The sequence below is a fragment of the Desulforapulum autotrophicum HRM2 genome, assembly GCF_000020365.1.
Taxonomy (GTDB): domain Bacteria; phylum Desulfobacterota; class Desulfobacteria; order Desulfobacterales; family Desulfobacteraceae; genus Desulforapulum; species Desulforapulum autotrophicum.
Genome location: NC_012108.1, coordinates 1,492,635 through 1,512,007 on the forward strand (window position 1 = coordinate 1,492,635; position 19,373 = coordinate 1,512,007).

Sequence of the window (19,373 nt, forward strand, 5' to 3'; positions counted from 1 at the left end):
GGTTGGTCACGTTGATCAAGTTGATCCTAAAACAGAATGGTCAAGCAAAACAGGCAACCGGTCCTTCCGGGACGCGCAATCGTATAGCCTGGATTCAGGATATACGCTCCTGAGGGCGTTCATGGCGTTTATCAGTTCGTTCCGGGCCTGGATCAATTCCATGGGGGAGGGATTAAACTGGGCCATTTGCCTGAGCCACGGAAAATATTTAGATTCAAAAAAGGCCATGTCCTCCTCGTCCACCCAGCAGACCTTTACATGCACGTTGGCCGGAGCTTCCATGCGGATGGTTGTTTCAAAAAAGTTGCGAAAATCCATATGTTGAAACCGTTCCGGCCAGTAGGGGACGATGGCTGTGGCCCTGAACGAGTATGGGTCCATGGCACCGGAGCAGTCGTTGCAGGATTCGTTTACGCAGATGCCCAGAAATGCATCGTCCGTGCTTTCCTGGGGCAAGGGGCGTAACAGGATATGTTCCACCAGGTGAAACCCCTCACAATCGGGTTGAAGGGTATGGACGAATGTCCATGTCTCGTCAACGGCTGTGTCCATTTCGGCTTTGGTTTTAAAAAATTGAATCCGCCTTCCGATCACCTGGCCGGTGTTGTCCACAACATTGAAGAAATAATCTCCGTTCAGGTCCTGTTTTTTTGCGTAATACTTTTTTTCCTTTCCGAACCGGGAAACGGCCAGAATTTCCCCAAGGGCTTTTTCTTTGTTTGGATACGACACCGAGGCGCTGAGGAGAATCTTGCCATCATTGTCCTTCAGGCGCCATCTGAAGCCTTCCGGGAGTATCTGGTTCTCTTCCATGTAGATTTCAAAATGTTCCATGGCGCAATGGGACAGATACTTTCTTTTTAAATCGTTGATCCCCAGAAGTCTTGAAATGCGTCTTTCCATGCCGCTGATATTTTCGGAATAATAAACCTGGGGATCTTTGTAGTTGAAGGCTTTGCCGCGGTCTTTGCCGATCCGGGGGTAATCGTTTAAAAAAGAGAGTTTGTCAGAGATGATCTCAAGATCCGTGGATGCCTGTTTCCGGTGGGTTGTGTACATGACCACGGCGTATTCGGAAAAGGATTCGCAAAATTGAGCCAGCAGATGGTTCAAAAACCGGTTCTTTCTATTGATATAGGTCTGTTGGTTTTCCCGAAGCGTGTCCGGGGTGTGGATGGCTGCCAGGTACGCCTCTGTTCTGGCCTGAACAAACGAATCCCAGTGGGCCTTGTAGGTTTGTGGATCGTCCAGATCTATAGCCTTGTTGTTTGCCAGATCCAGGGTGTTGACAAATGCCTTCAGGAGCGTTGCGACGTTGGGAAGGTCGGGGGTCGGAAGACCTGTAATGTCAAACAGGGGCTGCCAGAAGTAGGTCTTTTTAATTTCCGGGTCCATGGAGAACAGGTCTTTCACATGGGCCAGCTGGGACAGATAATCGGCCAGAAGTTGTTCAAAGAAAAGGAGAAATGCCTTGAACTGTTTAGCCTGGGCTTTTCTTTCGGGGGCGGCCGAGGGGGGGAGTCCTTCAGGTCCGATGCTGTAGCAGAGGGGGAAATCATTCTGCAGGGAGAAATAATGTTCAATATCCATGTGACTGCCACCGGGTGGATATAGATTGTACTGATCTTTGCCCAGTCTGTTATGGCGCTCCAGGGCTTTTAATGCCAGGAGGTGTTCCCCAACGACCTCCTGATCCGCATGGGAGGGGACCTGTCCCTTGTAAAAAACAATTTTGGAAAAGTCCTGGCTGAATTTTACGGTCCGGCCCTCTTTGATTTCAAGTACCCATTTCTGGCTGGGGGGTAAGGACTGGCCGTTGTAAAAGCTTGCCATAAGAAAATTCTTAACGGCCACCACCCCGGAAATATCCATGACAATGTTGATAATGTCCGATGCATAGATGGTTTTAACAAATCGTGAAGCGGCAAGATCCTGATCATCGATAAACCCGTGATCCAGCACCGGGCCCTGGAAAATTTCATCCGGGGTGCCGGTTTCCATCAGCTCCATAAGGGTTTTAAATACCACAGGAGGAGAGAAATAATTGGCGGCCTGATGAAAAATATGAGCCAGTATTTCCTCCTGGTCTGCATCCGGAGCGATTTCAATATCCATGCAGATCCCCACCTCTTCCATGTCGATACTTTCAAAACAATGGAAGTCTTCGCAGAGGTTCCGGTGCCGATGGAGGGTTTCATACACTTCTTTTACGATGGCGTAACTGGTTTCGATCATTCGGGTGTAGATGGATAAAACAGCATCCTTGTCCGAGCGGGCAATTTCGGACCCAATGACCAGGATGTTTTCTGGGGTCTGGGCCTTGTCAGTAACAATCTCCAGGGGGTGGAGATGGATTTTCCCGGAGTTGGTTTGGATGATCAGCTGGGTGTTGTAGTTGTTTGAACCGGATTCGGGCAAAAGTGGACCAAAGGTCATGCTCTTGATGGTGGCCGGGTCAATGGTCTTGTTCCAGAAATAGTCCCAGGTAGGCATCTGAGTTATCTTGATCTCTATGGGGTCTGGGTTCTCAACCTGGCCGGTGACTTTGCGGTTGAAATAAATCCGGTTTAAATTTCCCAGTTCAGGGTGCTCTTCCAGATCCAGAACCACCTTGTAGAGACCCATAAGGTTGACGGGCAGGAACCCGGATTCTTTTTTAAAGGTGAGCCTGCTCTTTTTGCAGTTGATAAAAAATTCGGGTTTGGGATTTTCCAAAATGTCCAGCCAGCTGTTTCGAACCCCTGGAACGTCTATCATCAGTTTCCGGAAGTCATTTTCCGTAACCGGGTTGCAGGGTAGAATTTCCCGGGCCGTAAAAAAATGGGGGGTATCGGTTTTTTCTCCCAGGGTTTCCTGGGCCAGGATATCTGCCATGGGATAGTTGGTGCGCATCCCCAAATCGGTAATGGTGTAGCACAGCAGTTCCAGGGTGGTGATGCCGGGATCGTGGATGTTATAATCGGTCCAGAGTCTGCTGGCCAGCTGTTCAATATGTTCAATGCCTGTTTTTCGCAGAAATTCGTAATCTTCACTTTTATCCCGTTCCGGGACCTTGGGGATATATTCTGGGCCGGTCTTGTTTGAATTCAGGGTCATATTGTCACCGGTAAAATTTCATGGTCCGTGTGGGACACGATAATGGATCTGGCCGTGCTGGGCATGGCCTGCTCCAGGTCAGTTTTCTGGTTTTGAGAGTCGATGATCTGATTTATTTTAAAATCAACCACATGGTCCACATAGGAACGTTCCTCCACAAAGTCTAAAATGACCGATCGGTGGATCTTTCCACCAAATGCCAGATTTCCCTTGCTGCCATAGGCCCATGGCGAGAGAAATTGTTTGATTGCCTGGTTCAGCTGTACTTTGTAAACGCCCGGATCTGCCATTGCGGAAAATTTAACCCCGAAGCAAGCCTGCACCTGCTCGTAGAGGGGGTTGATGACGGTGAGTCGCTGGGCGGCAAAGGGCGAGATCATTTTTTTTAAAAAAGCTTTGATTTTGTCCAGTTCGTCCAGGCTGACCCTCGGTTCCAGGGGATTGACTGCATTTTGGTTGTTCAGGTTGGGGATCACGATCAAGGCTACATGGCCGGGAGCAAATTCCGACGCAGGGATCTCAATCTCTTTTTGGGCATCGGTGTAATGGTAGGTGCTGTGGGGGATACACCTGACCTTGTAAATGCCGGGAAAATGTTCCAATACCAAACGTTCATAGTCCCAGGCCGTGATGCCGCGGTTTTTATGCCGCAGCCGTTCGCTCGCCCGGGTGTAAAACTCCCGGTGTTGTTCTTGGACCTTGCCGCCCAGGGATGCATAGGGTTGTTTGACCTTTTTGATGGCTGACTGTTTGATCTTCAGTTTGGATATGGTGTCGGTGGCCAGGGGGGTTGCCAGAAACGAGGGATGGTTTTCCTGGTCCTCGAAGGTCGCCTCCACGGCCTGGGCTGCAATGTCTATGGTGTCACAGACTGCGGCGGTGTTATCCTGGACTGAGACGCAGATCCAATGGTATCCCGGGGGTAGGCGGGTATTGTCGCTGGTTGCAGCCTTGGGCACATCAAAGAGGATGATACCCGAGGTCCGCAGGCCGTTGGTGGCATCCCTGAGAATCTCTTTGGATGAAAATTCCTGCCACTGGTTATTGGAAAGATAGGACCAGTTCACCTCTTCCTTGGACAGTTCCGGGTCGGCGCTTCCCTCGGCCATTTGAAACAGAAGGCTGAGGTGTTGGCGGGGTACAAGGCCGCTAATGCCGATATAAAGCTCTCCTTTAGTTTCCTTGGGATTATTATTACCATAGGTGAATCTGCCCAATAGATAAGAGGGTGTGTCCGGAAGATCATACACCGTGCTGTGGCCAAAGGGGTGAATATGAACCAACATCGGATCTTCGATCCCTGGTTTGACACTGCAATCAATGGTCTCTTGTGCGTGATAATCAAGGGAGAGGGAGTTCAGCAGAGGGGTATAGGGCTCGTTGGGGATTTTTTCTTCATTGGCATCCCCGGGTGAAGAGGCATAGGCAATAATGCGTTTGGTGTAAAGATCCCGAAAAGCCTGGTGGCCGAAAGCCATGGATGGTTGTTCCAACTGTAATTTAATAAATCCGCGTTCCGTTCCCGACTGGTAACGGACAAGATCCTTGTTTGTATGGGCGGGGGTATAATTTTGAATGCTGTTAAAATCAGAAGCGCTGAAACTGATTTCAGTTTTGTCTGAAGCATTCTTGTCGTTAAATAAATTTTTTTGAGGCCCCAGGAGTTCCCAGGTTCGTCCCAGAAGAATGCTGTATTGTCCCTTGAAACTGGTATTGGAAAGATCCTGAACCCGTGCCCCTGAAGCCTTGTCAAAATAGTTTGCATAGTAGGCCCCAAGATCTGAAGCGGGAACGTCCTTCCATTGGTAATGGAGATTTAAAAAGGTGATCCTCTTTTGAAAGACCTCCCTGTTTCCCACATAAAAAGTAGAGCCAATGGCCGGGCGGTTTCCCAGGGGAAATTTTGCGTTAAGCCCATCGTCGTTTTGAAGAATCAGATTGGATACCCCTGTCACATGCACTTCCAGGTGGAGCCTATGGATTAGCAGATCCTTTAATGCACCGTATAAATAATTGGGGTTGTTCTGGTTTTTAAGTAAAACTTTGAGCACGGGAAATGGGGTGGAAAAGCCATTGCCAAGAGTTTTGTCGTCGTAGGCAACCACTGGCGGGTCCGAGGGGTCTAAGGATATTTTTATTTTTAGTTCTCTCGCGGCTTCCTTTGTCACATTGGCCGGTATGGTTTGAATCCATTCCTTGACCCCGCTCAACTGGATGGTCAGGGCCTTGATTGCCTTGTCGCCCACTGGAATATTCGATGGCAGGTCGGTCTTGGTTTCAATGGTGATGTAAATATCCCTTGACCCTTCGTTTAATAAAAGAACCGGGGCTGCCACGGCAAACCCCATGTCTGCCCGGGCCATGGTCTGGGCCGGGGCGGGCAGATTCTTCTGGCTCTGGCCAAGGGTTTTCCACTTGGGTTCGTCGGATTCAAATGCTGCACCCTGTCCGTCCTGGGAATTGGCCATGGCGGCCATGTAAATCCTATGGTTGTCATCCCTGTCGATAAAAACCGTTTTTAACGATGTCACCTTGGCCCTGTTCACCGAAAGTTCCTGATCAATTTTATAAATAACTGCCTTGTCTGAGGCATCCTTTCCGGCTTTAACAAGGGTCCCTGCCTTTACCGTGTGGGAATTGACCTGACGGGCAAGTTCAAAAAGTAGATGAACCCGGTCAGGGGTTGCGGGTTTTTCCTTAAAACCTAAAATTTGTTTATAAAAATAGTCCAGGCGTCGCTGGGTGATGGTGTTCAGGTGGGTGCGGGCGTATTCGAATAGCTTTATAAAGGTTAAAAAAAGAGCAGTGTGGGGCTCGTGGGAAGAATATTTTTCCATTGTTTCTTCTAAAAACGAGGGTGCGAGATGGATGAGCTGGGCTTGGGCATTGTAAAAGGTTTCAAAAATCAAACCGAGGCCGTTAGCTGCGGATGGCGTATCCTGGAAGATGGTGCAGTCCTTCTCAATGGCATCCACCAGATTTTTAAAAGATTTTTCAGAATACCAGATGGGATCAAAGGGTCTTAACAGGACCGTCCGGGAATCCTCCAGTACAACCAATGTTGTGTCAAGAGGGTGGCCGGACAAATAGTTTTTGACGTCTGCGCATTTGAAATACCCCACAGCCAGGGTCAGGGCCTGTTTGAGTTGGGCCCTGATGATTCTGTGGAGTTCTTGTTCAAATTTCAGCCCGGGAACACTCTTTTGGTACCATTCGTCAACATTGGCTGCCATGGTGAATATAAGATCAAACAGGGTTTGAACCGCCTCCTTAACCTGGGCCTGGTGCATTGATCCACCCGTCGAGAGGATACCCATGGCCCTGTCCGCCAGGGTTTTTAACGGCGCAAGCTCTTTCAGGGAAATCCGTGCAATGACAAAGGAGATGTCTGAATCAAAAAAGCTTTTCCAGTCACCGGCCGGCTCGTTGCCCATGTTAAAGTACTGAATGGTTTCGGCATAGTCATGGGCAAAGGCCAGGAGATCGGCCATGGTCCGGTCATCGATTTTGGGAAAGGCCTGGTTTTCAGGATCCAAAGCCTCTGGAAGTCGGGCCTTTTGTGCCGACCCGTCCCGGATCAGGGGATGTTTGTTTTTACATGCTCGTTTCATGGGGAAAGATTGGTCCCTTCATTCAGGTAAAATGGATACACAAAGTTGTACCTGGAATTAGTACTCCTGATGGTGTATGCCAAAGAAATTTCGATCAGCCCCTGCACCGGATCGTCCATAAGCTGGATTTCATCCAGTTTAATTCTGGGTTCATGGTAGAGGATCGCAGTTTTTATCAGGTCCTTCATATATGCCTTAAGGGAGGTGTCCAGGGGTTCGAAAAGCAGTTTTCGTAAATCGCAGCCGTAGTTGGGTTGCAGAAAGCGTTCTCCCCTGCCTGTGGAAAGAAGGATTTCAAGGCTGCTCTGGATATCGGCCTGATTTACGGTGGTTTCCACGGTGTTTTTTCCCTTGATAAAGGTGGGTGGGAATCCCCACCCTGTCCCCAAAAATGAATCCGATGTGTTCATCTGATTTCCGGCAGAGAACTGCCGCCTCCTTTTTTTACAAGCTAACCCATTTGCACCGTTGGTTCCCCCACGGCTGCCATGGCCCCGCACAGGCAGGTATCTGTCTGGCGTATGGCAGGTTTTCCTCCGATCATCACCGTGGCGCTTCCCGATGGAAACGGGCTGACTGTGGGCTGATGCACATTGGGAGGCAGTGAGCACACATGATTGTCAAGAAGCACGGCCGCGGGCATTCCACCAATCAGGACTGTTGCTTCTCCAGGACCTATAACGGTTCCGCCGTGGGTGGTCGTGTCTCCTACTCTGACTGCGGATGGCATATCTGCTCCGTTTTAATTGATTTTTACCAAAGACCCCTTTAAAATGGCCACTGCTCCTGTGCTGACTTCGGCACCGGCGGCACCTTCGGCCTTGAATTCTGCGTCCGCGGCCAGTTTTAAATTAAGGCCTTGCAGGTTGATATCCCCGGTGGCCTTGATGGTGATATCCACGGCACTCTCCATAAGTATGCCGTCGGCACTCATTTTGATTTTGTTGCCGGTTTCATCTGCCATGACAATAGTGCCCTCGTCGTCGCTGAGCACCATCATGTTTCCGTTGGGTGTTTCACAGGTGATGCTTCTTTTCTCATCGTTAAAGATGAATTTCAGCCCTTCGCGGGTAACAAACCCCTTTTCATGGTTGTCATCGGAGGCGGTTATGGGAGCGGGTTTTGCGCTGCTGTTGAGCATCCCCAGAATCACTGGATCCCGGGGGTCGTCATTGATAAATCCCAACACCACCTCGTCATTGATTTCGGGCCTGAAAAAGGCCCCTCTGTTTTCCCCTGCGTCCAGGCTTGCCACGCGACACCAGATGCCCTCGGCCTCGGGGTCAACCATGGGCATGCGGACCATTACCCGGTCCTCACCGTCCGGGTCTTCTGACAACTGTGTGACCACCCCGATTTGAAGCCCATTGACCCCCGGCACCAGGCCTGCCGCCGGCGGCTCAGCAATATCCCTCCGGGGGGTAAACCATTCAGGAGAAAGTCCGAATTGCAAGTCCGTCTCCCAATTATCGGTGTGGACCACCTGCCTTACGGCGGTGATAAATGCGGTGCCGTTGAAACGGTCTCCCACGCCGTTCAGGCTGACCAGATGACCGGGTTTGACCCCCGCAAATCCCTGACACTTTAGCCGTCCGATGATTTTTGAAAGCCTGCTTTGAAGAAGGCAGGCATCGGCCAGGGTTTTGAGTTCAGCATCGGTCCTTTTTCCCCCATGGCGCATGGGAAAGGTTGAAATGGCCATCACTTTGGCAAGGGCGTCTGCATCCAGATTTCCCTGGTCCGGCAGGGAAGGGGGATCACTCTTCTCTTCAATCATCTCCTGGCCCGCGTAATCCCATGCCTGGGTATTTATTTGGGAAAACTGACTCCTGGCATCCATTTCCGCTTCAAACGCCATCAGGGTTGATCCGTAAACCAGATTCAGAATGGGCTCCTGTTCGGCATCCGGAGCTTTCACACTGATCTTGCCATCATCGGTTATCACCAGGAGACCATTGGCCCGGGCCCGGGCAAGAACAAAATCCCAATCCATGGCGTTGAACTTGACCATTTCCTTGTGCTGGGTCTCGGTTTCCTCCACATCGGCTTCAAGGCCGAATTCTTCGATAATTTCCACTATAATTTCAGCGTCTGTGACGTCGGTGTAATAGCCGTTTTTCCTGGTTATGGCCATTTTGGAGGCAAGGTCCCGGCATTCGATTTCCAGAACCGATGATTTTTTGTGACGCGCTTTGATGGCGTGCCGGGTGACAATTCCCTTGAAAATGGTCTCTTCGTCCGAGTGGTAGCCGGCCAGAATCTCTATTTCTTTTCCCGGTTCAAATGCCTCGGCGTTGCTTATGGCAAAATCTTCACTGGCTGCATCGCCATCAAGAAGGACCAGTCGTGCGTGGGGAATTCGGTTGATTTCCTTGGTAACCACCACTGAAACCACATGGTATTCCCCCGTGATTTCCTGACCGTTGGTGAGGATCTTGATGGTGGAAAGATCCGACGGTGCCGGTGTGGGTATGATTCTTTTGTCGGTCATAAACCTGCCCGTTGGTTAATGGGGGGAAACCGCAGGGTGTCCCCTACCTTTAGTCTTCTAAAGTTTGTCAGGTGATTCGCCTTGGCCACTTCCAGATAATAGGCGGGGTTTCCATAGATGCGATAGGCCATGAGGGGAAGGGTATCTCCCTTTTTGACCTGCCGGTAGTGGGTCAGGTCCGGAGAGTTTTTTCCCTCTTCTGCCGCCCGTTTTTGATCGTCCACATTTTCGGCAAATATGGCCTTTAACTTGGCCCGGAGGGGATATCCATCCGGCTTAAAAAGGGTGTAGCTGATTTCGGCGGATTTGAGGATGCATTCGGAGATCAGGCTTCCCCAGGAGATTTTAAGATAGTTGGGCCGGTGGGTGTCGCTGTTTATTTTGGCTGCCAGCTCCAGAAACCTTTCAATGGTTTCGGTGACGTCCTGAAGTCCGGCGGAGGCTCCTGTGCCATCGAACAGGAAATCAAAGCTGTATTCCTGGGGGGGGATCAACTCAAACTTCTGGTTGCTGCCTGTGGTTCCCTTGCCCGAGGCTGAGTCATACTTTATTTCATACTTTCTCGAGTAGGTGGATGGATTAAACATCACCTGGAATTCCCCGATCTTGTCAGATTCTCCGTAATCAATACTTGCGTAGGCTTCGATTTTTAATTTTTTCAGTTCACCTTCCATGGTCGCCCATCTCCGTCTGATTGTATTACCGTTCTTTTTCTTCCCTTAAAATCCGCATGACCTCCTCCACACAATCGGCGATCACCTCCTGTTTGTCAAGGACATCACTGACCTGTGGGGATCGATCCGTCTTGGTGGTTTCACGTATGGTGGCTTTAATGAAAAGCTCTCTGATCTCTAAAGGCATATCCTCACATTCCAATCCATTGGGTTAGCGTTTGATTCGTGTAAAGTACGTGTAGGCCAGCTCCAGGGTCTCCACCACGATGGCGTTATCCGAGGCCTTGAAATCGGACACGGACCACTTGACCGGCCAGGCTTTCACAAAACTGTAGGTGTCTGCCAGGGGTTCGTGATTTTCATTCTGTAAGGTCACGTTGACCGTGGCCGGTGCAAATAAAAAATTTTCAATGGCGTTTTTGCACCAGCTGATCAGTTGAGAGTCGGACAGCAACCCTCGTTTCAGTATCAGGTTTCCAAATTTTCCCCGGGTAGGGAGGCGGTGGGAGAATCTGTTCTCTCCACCCTCCACAACCTCTTCAATGCCCAGCTCGGAGGTGAGGCCACCGACTTCCTGAAACCGGGCATCCTTACTGTCCCCAGGAAGAAACCCGAACGCCACATTAAAATGAAATCCCACGGGTGGGTAGTCGGTTGCCATGGTCATTTATCCTGTTGTTTATCAACCGTTTTCAATGGTCAGCCCCTCATGGGCAACCTCCAGAGATTCGATGGCCACCTCGTTGCCCGTAGCTTTCAATCCCGGGCCTTCAATTTTAACGGGAAAGGCATTGACCGCTTTCCACGTCATGACCGGTTCATGTTTTTCATTGAGCAGGCTGATGATCAGATCCCTTCGTTCAGCCTTGTTCAGGGCGGTGGCATTCACCCATGTGAAAAACTCATTGTCATTGGGTAAAATGCCCCGTTTCAGAGTGATATTGCCGAATTTTGGAATGCCGGGCATTTTCCTGACCGAATATTCGGGACTCAATCCGTCCCGGTATTCGATTACCTGGGTTTCGATATTTAAGCCCGATACCTCGGAAAAACCCAGAAGGGTTCCGCCCCATTCCACCTGAAAATGAAAAACCGGTAAAGGATAATCTGCCATGTTAACCACCTTATAATCAAATTTTCGGTTATAGTCTCTTATGTCTGCTGTTTGTTGTTTTAACCTGTATCTGCCATGTCACCATTCCCGGAGGAAGGGTTATGACTCCTGCATCTTATGGGCGAATTTGAGAATAATAAATTCAGCCGGGCGAACTACGGCCATGCCTATTTCCACGTTCATCCGGCCTTCCAGAATGTCCTGGGCCGTCATTGTGACTCCCAGCCCCACATTGACGAAAAAAGCGTGCCCGGGTTTTGCTCCTGCCAGGGCACCGTCACGCCATTTTTGAACCAGATAATTTTCGATCATGGCCTTGACCTTGATCCAGGTGTTGGCGTCGTTGGGCTCGAACACGGCCCAGTAGGTTGATTTTTTGATGGATTCTTCGACCATGTTGAAGAAACGGCGGACGGAAATATAGCGCCACTCGTTGTCGTTGCCGGCCAGGGTTCTTGCTCCCCATACCAGAATGCCTTTGCCGGTAAATCCCCGGATGGCGTTGATGGATTTTCCGGCGGTAACGTCAACGTTTAAATCCTCCTGTTCCTTGTTGTCAATGGTTTCGGTGAGTTCAAGAACGTTGGATAGGCTGACGTTTGCAGGTGCTTTCCAGACCCCCCTGTTTGTATCCACCATGGCATAAATGCCGGCTATGGCACCACTGGGGGGCAGCACGGTCATGGTGTCGCTCAATGTGGTAATGGTGGTTTTGTAAATCGTGTGGGTGTCGTAAAGGTTTTTTCCGTAGGTGGTCTCATAGGTACTGGCCGTCTCCATGACTTTGCTGACAGCCGCATTGACCTGGTGAAAAATCAAGGTGATGGAAGGTTCTGCAGTTTTCATTTTTGCGGCATCTGTGCCCGTACCGTAGATATTCACCGCAGCCACGGTGTTGGCAGCGGTGAAAATGTTTCCCCATTGGGCTGTCTCCACTGGATCATAGGCACTGTAAAGGTCATAGGCTCCGGTCAACTGGTCGTCCGCACTTTTGTCGTAGCCAATCAGGGTTTCCATTGAGGCTTTTAGGGCATTGGAGATCAGGCTTTCAATGTCCGTGATCAGCTTGCTTCCCTTGATAAGGTTTGCCTTGGCCGCCCACTCGTCGATTTTATCGACCATGTCGTAGATTAGGTTAAACAAGGCTTTAAATGTCACATCCCCGGGTGCGAGTTTAAATGCATCCTTGAGGCTTGCATATCGGGCCTTGATGGAATTTTCTCCCCCTTTCAACCCGCTTATATCCAAGGTGATCTGGTCCAGGTCTGCAACGGCATTGTCCAGGTTGGTGACGGTTTGCTGAACATCGGTGTCATTGGTTAAAACATCCAGGCTCACGGCCTGACCGCCTCGCATGATTTTTCCCTTGATATCACGGTAATTGATGGTGATTCCCAGGTTGGTTTTCAGCCAGGGGGTATAGGCCGCCCCATATTTTAAATAGTTGATTCCGATTTTATCGCGGAATTCATCCCGGCCCTTTTCCCAGTCAAATCCAGGATCCCCGGATTTTGATTCAAGCAGATCAAAAATGCAAAACCTGTCTTGCAGGGTATTGCACTGCTCCAGGGCAAGCTGCTGGATGGTGTACAGATTGTCGTTTCCAAACAGGACCGCATCCGGAAATAAAATAAGTGTGGGTTCATCCTTTTTTTTAAGCTTTTCAAGTCCGGTTTCAAAATGTGATTTAGTGATGGTGGCCGTATAGGAGCCGATGGAAATGATGTAGCATTTGCCACCGCCATTTTTAAAAAACAGGCGCAGGCTGTCGTACATGTAAAATTCGGCATTTAATGTTTTTGAAGCCACCACATTGTTTTCATCAAGGACAACCTCCTGTATATCCACCGGGGGAGGACCACCGAAAAGTTCCTGAAAGTCAAGCAGTGAGGTCACCTTGGTGGGCTGGTTCAGGAGATCTTCAGGCACTAGCTTCTGTGCTTTTTCCGTGTAGCCGATAAAGGCCGGCACGGCTGTTTCCACCTCTGCAACTGAGGGCGGAAACAGGGATATCTCTTTGATATAAACATCGGGGGTCTTGTACGTTGCCATGGGGTATTCCTCCCTGTTTGAGATTAAATATATATGAAAATTTCCGAATAATACGAATCATTGTCCTTATCCGGCTTAAGGTTCATGGGGGTTGCGTTTGCCAGGTTTTCAATTTCAAAAGCGCCATCGCCGTTTCCATTGGTTTTGGTCAATGTGATGCCTTTTCTGGGGGTGGCAGACATTTGATAGCTGGAATCAGAAACAAACGGTGCCGCCGTCAAACCGTTGGAAAGGGTTATATCCGGGAGTCGGGTAAAGCCTAAGTCTGTTGTGGGAGATGTGATGGCAAGATCCTTTGAATCAATTGTCTTTTGGTGCTTTTTAACCACATAATATTTCCAGAACACCCTGCGTTGGTTGATGTTGATCGTATAGTCTTTTGTGGTCGCAAGGTTGTTTGCGTCCATGAACCGGTAAGGCTCAATAACGCCACTGGAATGGAAAATTTCAACAACACCAAAAATATTCCGCCCTTTGATTTCATCATCCACATAAAAGGTGCTGTTTTTCTCCCCATCCAAAAAGAGCGTATATGTTCCGGGAGGATGGGCCTGCAGCATCACTGGAAGATTGACCCTGTTTTTTTGTGGAAAAATCCTTTCTCCTTTCACATGATCTCCCAGTTCATTTTTGAGTTCCATATAAACGGAGGCCTTGTTGGTCTCAAAGGAGAGTGTAAACCTCCCGGGTTTTTGCTGGATTTGATCCTCGGCCGTTAAAAATTGACTGTCCCCATGGGCGGTTAATAGCAACTGGTTGTGGCGGACACTGTCCTGGCGGTTGTGCATCCGGTAGATCACCTGGGATTTGGGAGAGGGCAGGGGAAGGTCTGAGAAATTCAGCAGACAAGGATTTTTCTGAACCAGGTAAAAGGTGAATTTCATCGGGTCTGTAATGGGTCTGCGGGGGCTGAACTTTCCTTCAGGGGTTTTGTCTGCTTCATAGATTACCGTAAATCCATGGGGGGTGGGTTTGAATAGCAGCCCGAGATCTTTCATTTTTTCAAGGCAGGAGGACGACGGAAATATGCAAAGATCCGCGGCCAGGCAGTGGGGACCATTCTTCGGGTAGTAGCTGTGGGAGATCTTTACATGAAACAGGTTATCATAGGCGATCTGCATGTTATCACCTCTATTTAAACGGATTCTTTAACTCTCAATTGCTACAATCGGTGTATCAAATGTCGAAAAAAATATCTCGGTACAGATTACGGTGTTTCAATGATGTCAATACCTGAAATCGGCCCGGTCTCGTCAAAGGCCTGGGCTTCCTGGATTACAATCAGTCTTATTTTGTACAGCACAGAGGGAAGGTACTTGGCACCCAGCAGGCCCCACAAATGATGCTGCTGTTCCAGATTCAGGGAATCCATTTCTACGATCAGTTTTTCAATGGACGGATCGAGGTCTGGCGTGTCCTGGGGGGTGAAAACATTTTTACTCTGGAAAAAATGGATGGCCCCGGATAGGTATTCAAGGCCGGTTTTGTAATTGGTGAAATTTGCACTGACAAGCACAGAGAGATTGAGCTTGATTTCCGGGTTCACATGGATAATTCTGCCATCCGGGGTTTTGATGAAAGGGATCTGGGATTTGATTGTCCGTTCTTCTTCAATGTTAACAAGGGTCATTGCCAGTGAATCGTCGTTAATAGCCAAGGTTCCGTCAGGGTTTGCCACATGGGTTAAATGGATGGTGGATTCACTGGTGATGTTCAGTTGGGGAAGGCCTGTCAGATAATTGTGTACGGCTTTTTTAAGTATCTCTAATGACTTATCGATCATGCCTTAAAAACTCCCATAGTCATCGGTAATGCGAATCCTGGGTGATCCTGGGCTAATGGATTGAATGAAAAGCCGATATCGTTTCAAAATTTATTCTAAATTATAGAAGTTTATTAAGTCTATTGAGTTTTTATTGCTGTGTCAAGATATAATCCTAGGTCGCTTTTATGTTGTATTCTTTGGTCAGAATTCTTTTCCGTGGGGGGGTATTTTCCCCCACCGGTTTGGGCCGGCGGGGGGCTGTTTATTTGCAATAAATTCCCTTTCCATCCCCTGGTCCGTAAAAATTATCGAGCACGGCCTTGCAGGAGTAACCGAATCGTTCGTAAAACGATCGGGTGGTTGCATATCCAGGCTGCATGGAGGTTTCCACATAAATTCCACCACCCCCTGCTTCGGCAATGAGACGTTCCATCTCAAGCAGGAGAATTTTTCCAAGCCCCTGACCCTGGAGGTCCGGTGACACGGCAATCCAGTATATATCGTAGCTTTTGAGGGTGCAGGGGATGGGGCCGTAGCAGCCGTATCCAATGACTTTGCCTGCCTTGAGGGCAATGACAAAGTAATACCCGCTTGCCGCGCCCTGTTCAAGGCGTTCCCCCACCAGCTCGCCGGCAATTTTTACCTCGTCGGGTCTGAAAAAACCGGTTGCTTCCACCAGCTGTTCAATCTGGATTCTGTCTTCGGGCAGGGGTTCATACCGCAACGTCAGACCCTTATGCCTTAGATCGTACAGGGTCTTTCGGCCGGTGACCCTGAAGATCACTTCAGCCATTCCCTGGAAGAAATTTCGGGCATTGATGCCAAGGCTTCGGGTTTTGTATCCGCCCTCCTGGACCACCAGGATGGGCAGTCCGGTTTCACCAATCATCCGCCCGTTTGCCTTAAAGTCCGCCGGGGTCAACGACCAGGTGCCGGTGGGGTCATTCCGGGCCGTATCCAGCCCAAGGGCAATTACCAGGAAATCGGGCTCAAACTGTGCAACACGCCTCAGGGCCTTTGCCAGGGTGATACGGTACTCTTTTGGGGTGATCTTCTCTTCAAGGGGAAAATTGAGGTTGAATCCTGCCCCTTCCCCTTCACCTGTTTCGTCTTCAAAACCTGTGAAATAGGGGTAGGCAAAGCTTGGATGACCATGGATGGAGACGGTGAGGATGTCAGACCGGTTGTAGAAGATATCCTGCTGACCGTTTCCATGGTGGTAGTCAATGTCCAGGATGGCAACACGGCCGTGCCCCCTCAGATACTGGGCTGCAATGGCTGTGTTGTTCATGTAGCAGAATCCGCCAAAGGCCCTTTTTTCGGCATGATGTCCGGGCGGTCGCACCAGGGCATAGGCGATCCTGCGGCCGTCCACAAGGGCATGGGCTGCGGTCAGGGCCGCATTCACGCCGTTCCTGGCCGTTGGAAAGGCATTGCGGTTGATCGGCGTAAAGGTGTCAATGCAATAATAGCCCGGAAGTACGGTGGTTTCCCTTGGGGGCCGGGTCTTGTTTCGGATGGGGAACACATAGGGGTAAAGGGATTTCCCCGGGCTGACCTCTTCGCATGCCCGGGCAAGGTAGGCGATAAAATCGGCGTCATGGACCGCAAGGATATGGGTATCTGGAAAATCTTGTGTTGCCATGGATTCAAACAGACCGCTTTTTTCCAGGTGGGTTAAAATACTCCTCACCCGGACCGGGGATTCCACATACCCCCGCTCGTGGATGTGGAGGATTTCATGGCGTTCGTTAATTACCAGGGCAATTTTTTCTGTAAAGCTTGGGTTGACCGTGTTCTGGGCCTTTTCCGGTTTGACATGGCAGAACGGCCGAAGTTTAACAGGATTGTCCCGGATGGATGTCACCACAAGCTCCACATATTCCTGGGGACACACATCTTTATATTTGCGCTCCAGGATGGCCCGGACCACCCGGCGGGCATAGTCCCTGCCCAGTGGTTTATCCCGGCCCAGGCCGTCATAGACCAGGAACGGCATGCAGGTGTCACCCTCCTTGACCGGCGTTTCATATGCGGTTCCCACCAGGGGTCTTGCTCCGTAACGTTCGTAGAATCGAAGTCGGGCAATGTTTTCTTTTGGCGAATCTTGATCACAGGTGATGTCCGTGTCGGGAAGGCATTCGAAAAAAAGACCACCCACGCCCAGGGCGGAACACTCGCTTCTGACCCGTTCATAAAGGGCGCTGCCAAGCCCGCCCCTGAGGCTCGCGTTTGCCGTTGCGATCCAGTCCAGATAGCAGAAGTCGATTTCAGGTTCATGGAGAACCATGGCAAAGCCCATCACCTTGTGGCGCATATTCTCCGCCACAAAGAGAATGGGTCTGAATCTTAAGGTAAAGGGGTTTCTAAGCTTGTCTCCAATATGGTCAATCTCTGTTTCAGATGCCTGTGAAAAGCGTCTCTTTAGGATTTCCCTCACCTGGACAAGGGCGTCCCGGTTTACGGGAATCACATCGTCAAAAATTCGTCTTATTCTAAACATTTTCCTCTTTTAAGGGAACATCAAAAGGTCCCCCTTTCAGGTCATCCCATGGCCGGGATTGGCTGGGAGCTTTGTTTTAATATCATATGGATACCTTGCCCATGGGAGATTCCGGCCTGTTCAAGGGCTGCGCAGAATCCCGCATCCGGTGATATGCAGGGGTTGGTGTTCACCTCAAGTATAAAGGGATTGCCAAGGTCGTCCACCCTGAAATCCACCCGGGCGTATCCCCTGAGGCCAAAGCCGTGCCAGCACCCAAGGGATAGACGTTCAAGGTTTGCAATAAGGGGTGCATCCTTGGGCGAAAAGTCAAAGCTTCTTGGGGTGTTGTGATATTCAGCCGCATCCTGGACCCACTTGGCCCGGTATCCTACAATTTTTGGCTGGTCGTGGTCAAACCCCTTGAATATGATTTCAGCAGGGGGAAGCACCCTCACGCCCTTGTCCGTATCCATCAACGAGAGGTTGAACTCCCTTCCCTGTATGAATTGTTCGGCAAAACATGCCCCACCAAGGGCGCTGGCCCTGTCTGGCAGAAGGGCTGCAATTTCACGGCTGTTGCCCTTCACCAGGTTCTCCAGTTCAAGCCCCAGGGAGGCATGCTCCCAAAGGGATTTGATGATCCAGGTGCCGGTCGGTCCAAGGTCTGCTGCCCCCTGCCAGGGAATGTCAAGGGGCACGGGATTTATCCAGTCGGCAGTGGGCAGTCCAAGACTGCGCATTCGTTCTTTGGCCATGACCTTGTGGGAGGTGAGATAAATCGCCTCAGCCGGGCATCCGGTACAGGCATACCCCAAAGCTTCCACAAGGGCTGGAACCACCTGAATCAGCCGTCCATGACCGTCCAGGGATTCCACAAGGTTAAACACAACAGCTGGTTTCATGGCTGTCAGGGTCTGCTTCAGGGCGTTAAGGTCAAGGTCGCAGGGTACAGCAATGGGTTCATATCCCAGGCCTGAGAGGGCCTGAGATACGGCATCAACCTGTACGAGGACATCAATTTCATCGGGTAAAGAGCCGTTGTTTATCCTGTTGTGTACAATGGCAATGGTTTTGTTCATGCTGTCTCCAGGACAGGTACCCTTTCCATGGCTGATTCCAGGATCAGTTCAATCAGCTGGACATAGGATGTCCCAAAAAATTGGCATACAATGGGAAGGTCTGAATATTCAGGCCGAAGTCCTGCCAGGGGGTTCACCTCGATAAAGCTGGGGCGTCCAGCGGCGTCGCACCGGATGTCAATTCGTCCTCCATCCCTGCATCCCAGCACTTTCCAGGCAGAAAGGGCCAGGTCTTCAACGGCCTGGATCAGGGGATCTGTCCCAGGGCTGAGGGGCAGATACTGAACCTTGGATTTCCACCCTTCCTTGTTTTCAAACGAGTACACCTCATCTTTTTTGCTGGAAATCACGATAATCTCCATGGTTCCCATGACCTGGGCCCTGGTACCCGTTCCCACAATGCCCACGGTGAACTCACGACCGGTGAGAAATTCTTCAATGAGCACGGGTTGGTGGAACTGCTCAACCAATTCCTGGCACACCCCGGGAAGGTCCAGTGCATTTTTAACTAGGGATTTAGCCGTTATGCCCATTCCCGTTCCTTCTGCCACGGGTTTGACAAAAAACGGTGGATCAAACGGGAGGTTCCAGGCATCCCGGGCCGAGTTTGCCACCTTGAAATCAGCCGTGGCAAGCCCTGCATCCCGGATAATGTGCTTGGTCATTCCCTTGTGAAGGGTCACAGCCATGACCATGGGGTCAGAAAAGGTGTAGGGAATGTTGTAAAGGTCAAGGATGGCAGGGATCTGTGCTTCCCGGCCAATGCCATGGAGCCCTTCGGCAATGTTAAACACAAGGTCCCATCGTTCACCCTGGACAAGTCGTTCCGTGAGTCTGATGGCGTTACCGATACGCCGGGTTTCATGGCCCAGACCCTGAAGGGTGGTTTCAATGGCTTCAATGGTTTCGACCGAGTCAAACTCCGCCGTTTCAAGCTCTGTGTATCCCATGTCCAGATAATCCTGGCGCAGGTCATAGGTGATTCCGATGATCATTTTTTTCTCCT

The 19,373-nt window shown here is 50.2% G+C and carries 15 protein-coding genes; all 15 read right to left on the reverse strand.

All coding sequences use genetic code 11. The features are described from left to right. Window positions 1-15 precede the first annotated feature (15 nt). A complete protein-coding gene (locus tag HRM2_RS06505) occupies window positions 16-3,096 on the reverse strand; it encodes a YegP family protein (protein ID WP_015903208.1) in 3,081 nt (1,026 codons plus the stop codon). Beyond that, on the reverse strand, window positions 3,093-6,707 hold the full coding sequence (locus HRM2_RS06510) for a baseplate J/gp47 family protein (RefSeq protein WP_015903209.1): 3,615 nt from the start codon (window positions 6,705-6,707) through the stop codon (window positions 3,093-3,095). Before HRM2_RS06510 ends, HRM2_RS06505 begins: the two co-directional genes overlap by 4 nt. Then, window positions 6,704-7,117, reverse strand: a complete 414-nt coding sequence (locus tag HRM2_RS06515) for a GPW/gp25 family protein (RefSeq protein WP_015903210.1) — start codon at window positions 7,115-7,117, stop codon at window positions 6,704-6,706. The genes HRM2_RS06510 and HRM2_RS06515 overlap by 4 nt, the downstream gene beginning before the upstream one ends. Window positions 7,118-7,158: 41 nt before the next feature. Continuing rightward, the gene (locus HRM2_RS06520) at window positions 7,159-7,437 is read right to left on the reverse strand and encodes a PAAR domain-containing protein (RefSeq protein ID WP_015903211.1); all 279 of its coding nucleotides are present in this window, start codon (window positions 7,435-7,437) and stop codon (window positions 7,159-7,161) included. 12 nt (window positions 7,438-7,449) lie between these two features. Next, on the reverse strand, window positions 7,450-9,198 hold the full coding sequence (gene vgrG, locus HRM2_RS06525; protein ID WP_015903212.1) for a type VI secretion system tip protein VgrG: 1,749 nt from the start codon (window positions 9,196-9,198) through the stop codon (window positions 7,450-7,452). Next, window positions 9,195-9,872 carry a CIS tube protein gene (locus HRM2_RS06530; protein WP_015903213.1) on the reverse strand — a complete coding sequence of 226 codons (678 nt, stop codon included), beginning with the start codon at window positions 9,870-9,872 and terminating at the stop codon, window positions 9,195-9,197. Before HRM2_RS06530 ends, vgrG begins: the two co-directional genes overlap by 4 nt. Before the next feature lie 25 nt (window positions 9,873-9,897). Continuing rightward, entirely contained in the window at window positions 9,898-10,059 is a 162-nt protein-coding gene (locus HRM2_RS26985; protein WP_015903214.1) for a DUF5908 family protein, read from the reverse strand. A gap of 24 nt (window positions 10,060-10,083) precedes the next feature. Next, the gene (locus HRM2_RS06535) at window positions 10,084-10,533 is read right to left on the reverse strand and encodes a phage tail protein (protein ID WP_015903215.1); all 450 of its coding nucleotides are present in this window, start codon (window positions 10,531-10,533) and stop codon (window positions 10,084-10,086) included. Window positions 10,534-10,554: 21 nt separating this feature from the next. Continuing rightward, a complete protein-coding gene (locus HRM2_RS06540) occupies window positions 10,555-10,986 on the reverse strand; it encodes a phage tail protein (protein WP_015903216.1) in 432 nt (143 codons plus the stop codon). A 99-nt stretch (window positions 10,987-11,085) separates the two neighbouring features. Further along, window positions 11,086-13,038 carry a phage tail sheath family protein gene (locus HRM2_RS06545; RefSeq protein WP_015903217.1) on the reverse strand — a complete coding sequence of 651 codons (1,953 nt, stop codon included), beginning with the start codon at window positions 13,036-13,038 and terminating at the stop codon, window positions 11,086-11,088. Between the two features lie 23 nt (window positions 13,039-13,061). Then, window positions 13,062-14,159: a hypothetical protein gene (locus tag HRM2_RS06550; RefSeq protein WP_015903218.1), complete on the reverse strand. Its 1,098-nt coding sequence runs from the start codon at window positions 14,157-14,159 to the stop codon at window positions 13,062-13,064. Window positions 14,160-14,245: 86 nt separating this feature from the next. Continuing rightward, window positions 14,246-14,821, reverse strand: a complete 576-nt coding sequence (locus HRM2_RS06555) for a DUF4255 domain-containing protein (RefSeq protein ID WP_015903219.1) — start codon at window positions 14,819-14,821, stop codon at window positions 14,246-14,248. A gap of 244 nt (window positions 14,822-15,065) precedes the next feature. Continuing rightward, window positions 15,066-17,306, reverse strand: coding sequence for a GNAT family N-acetyltransferase (locus HRM2_RS06560; RefSeq protein WP_015903220.1), 2,241 nt, complete (start codon window positions 17,304-17,306; stop codon window positions 15,066-15,068). A 41-nt stretch (window positions 17,307-17,347) separates the two neighbouring features. Beyond that, the gene (locus HRM2_RS06565) at window positions 17,348-18,367 is read right to left on the reverse strand and encodes a D-alanine--D-alanine ligase family protein (RefSeq protein ID WP_015903221.1); all 1,020 of its coding nucleotides are present in this window, start codon (window positions 18,365-18,367) and stop codon (window positions 17,348-17,350) included. After that, the gene (locus HRM2_RS06570) at window positions 18,364-19,362 is read right to left on the reverse strand and encodes a D-alanine--D-alanine ligase family protein (protein ID WP_015903222.1); all 999 of its coding nucleotides are present in this window, start codon (window positions 19,360-19,362) and stop codon (window positions 18,364-18,366) included. The genes HRM2_RS06565 and HRM2_RS06570 overlap by 4 nt, the downstream gene beginning before the upstream one ends. Window positions 19,363-19,373: the final 11 nt, after the last annotated feature.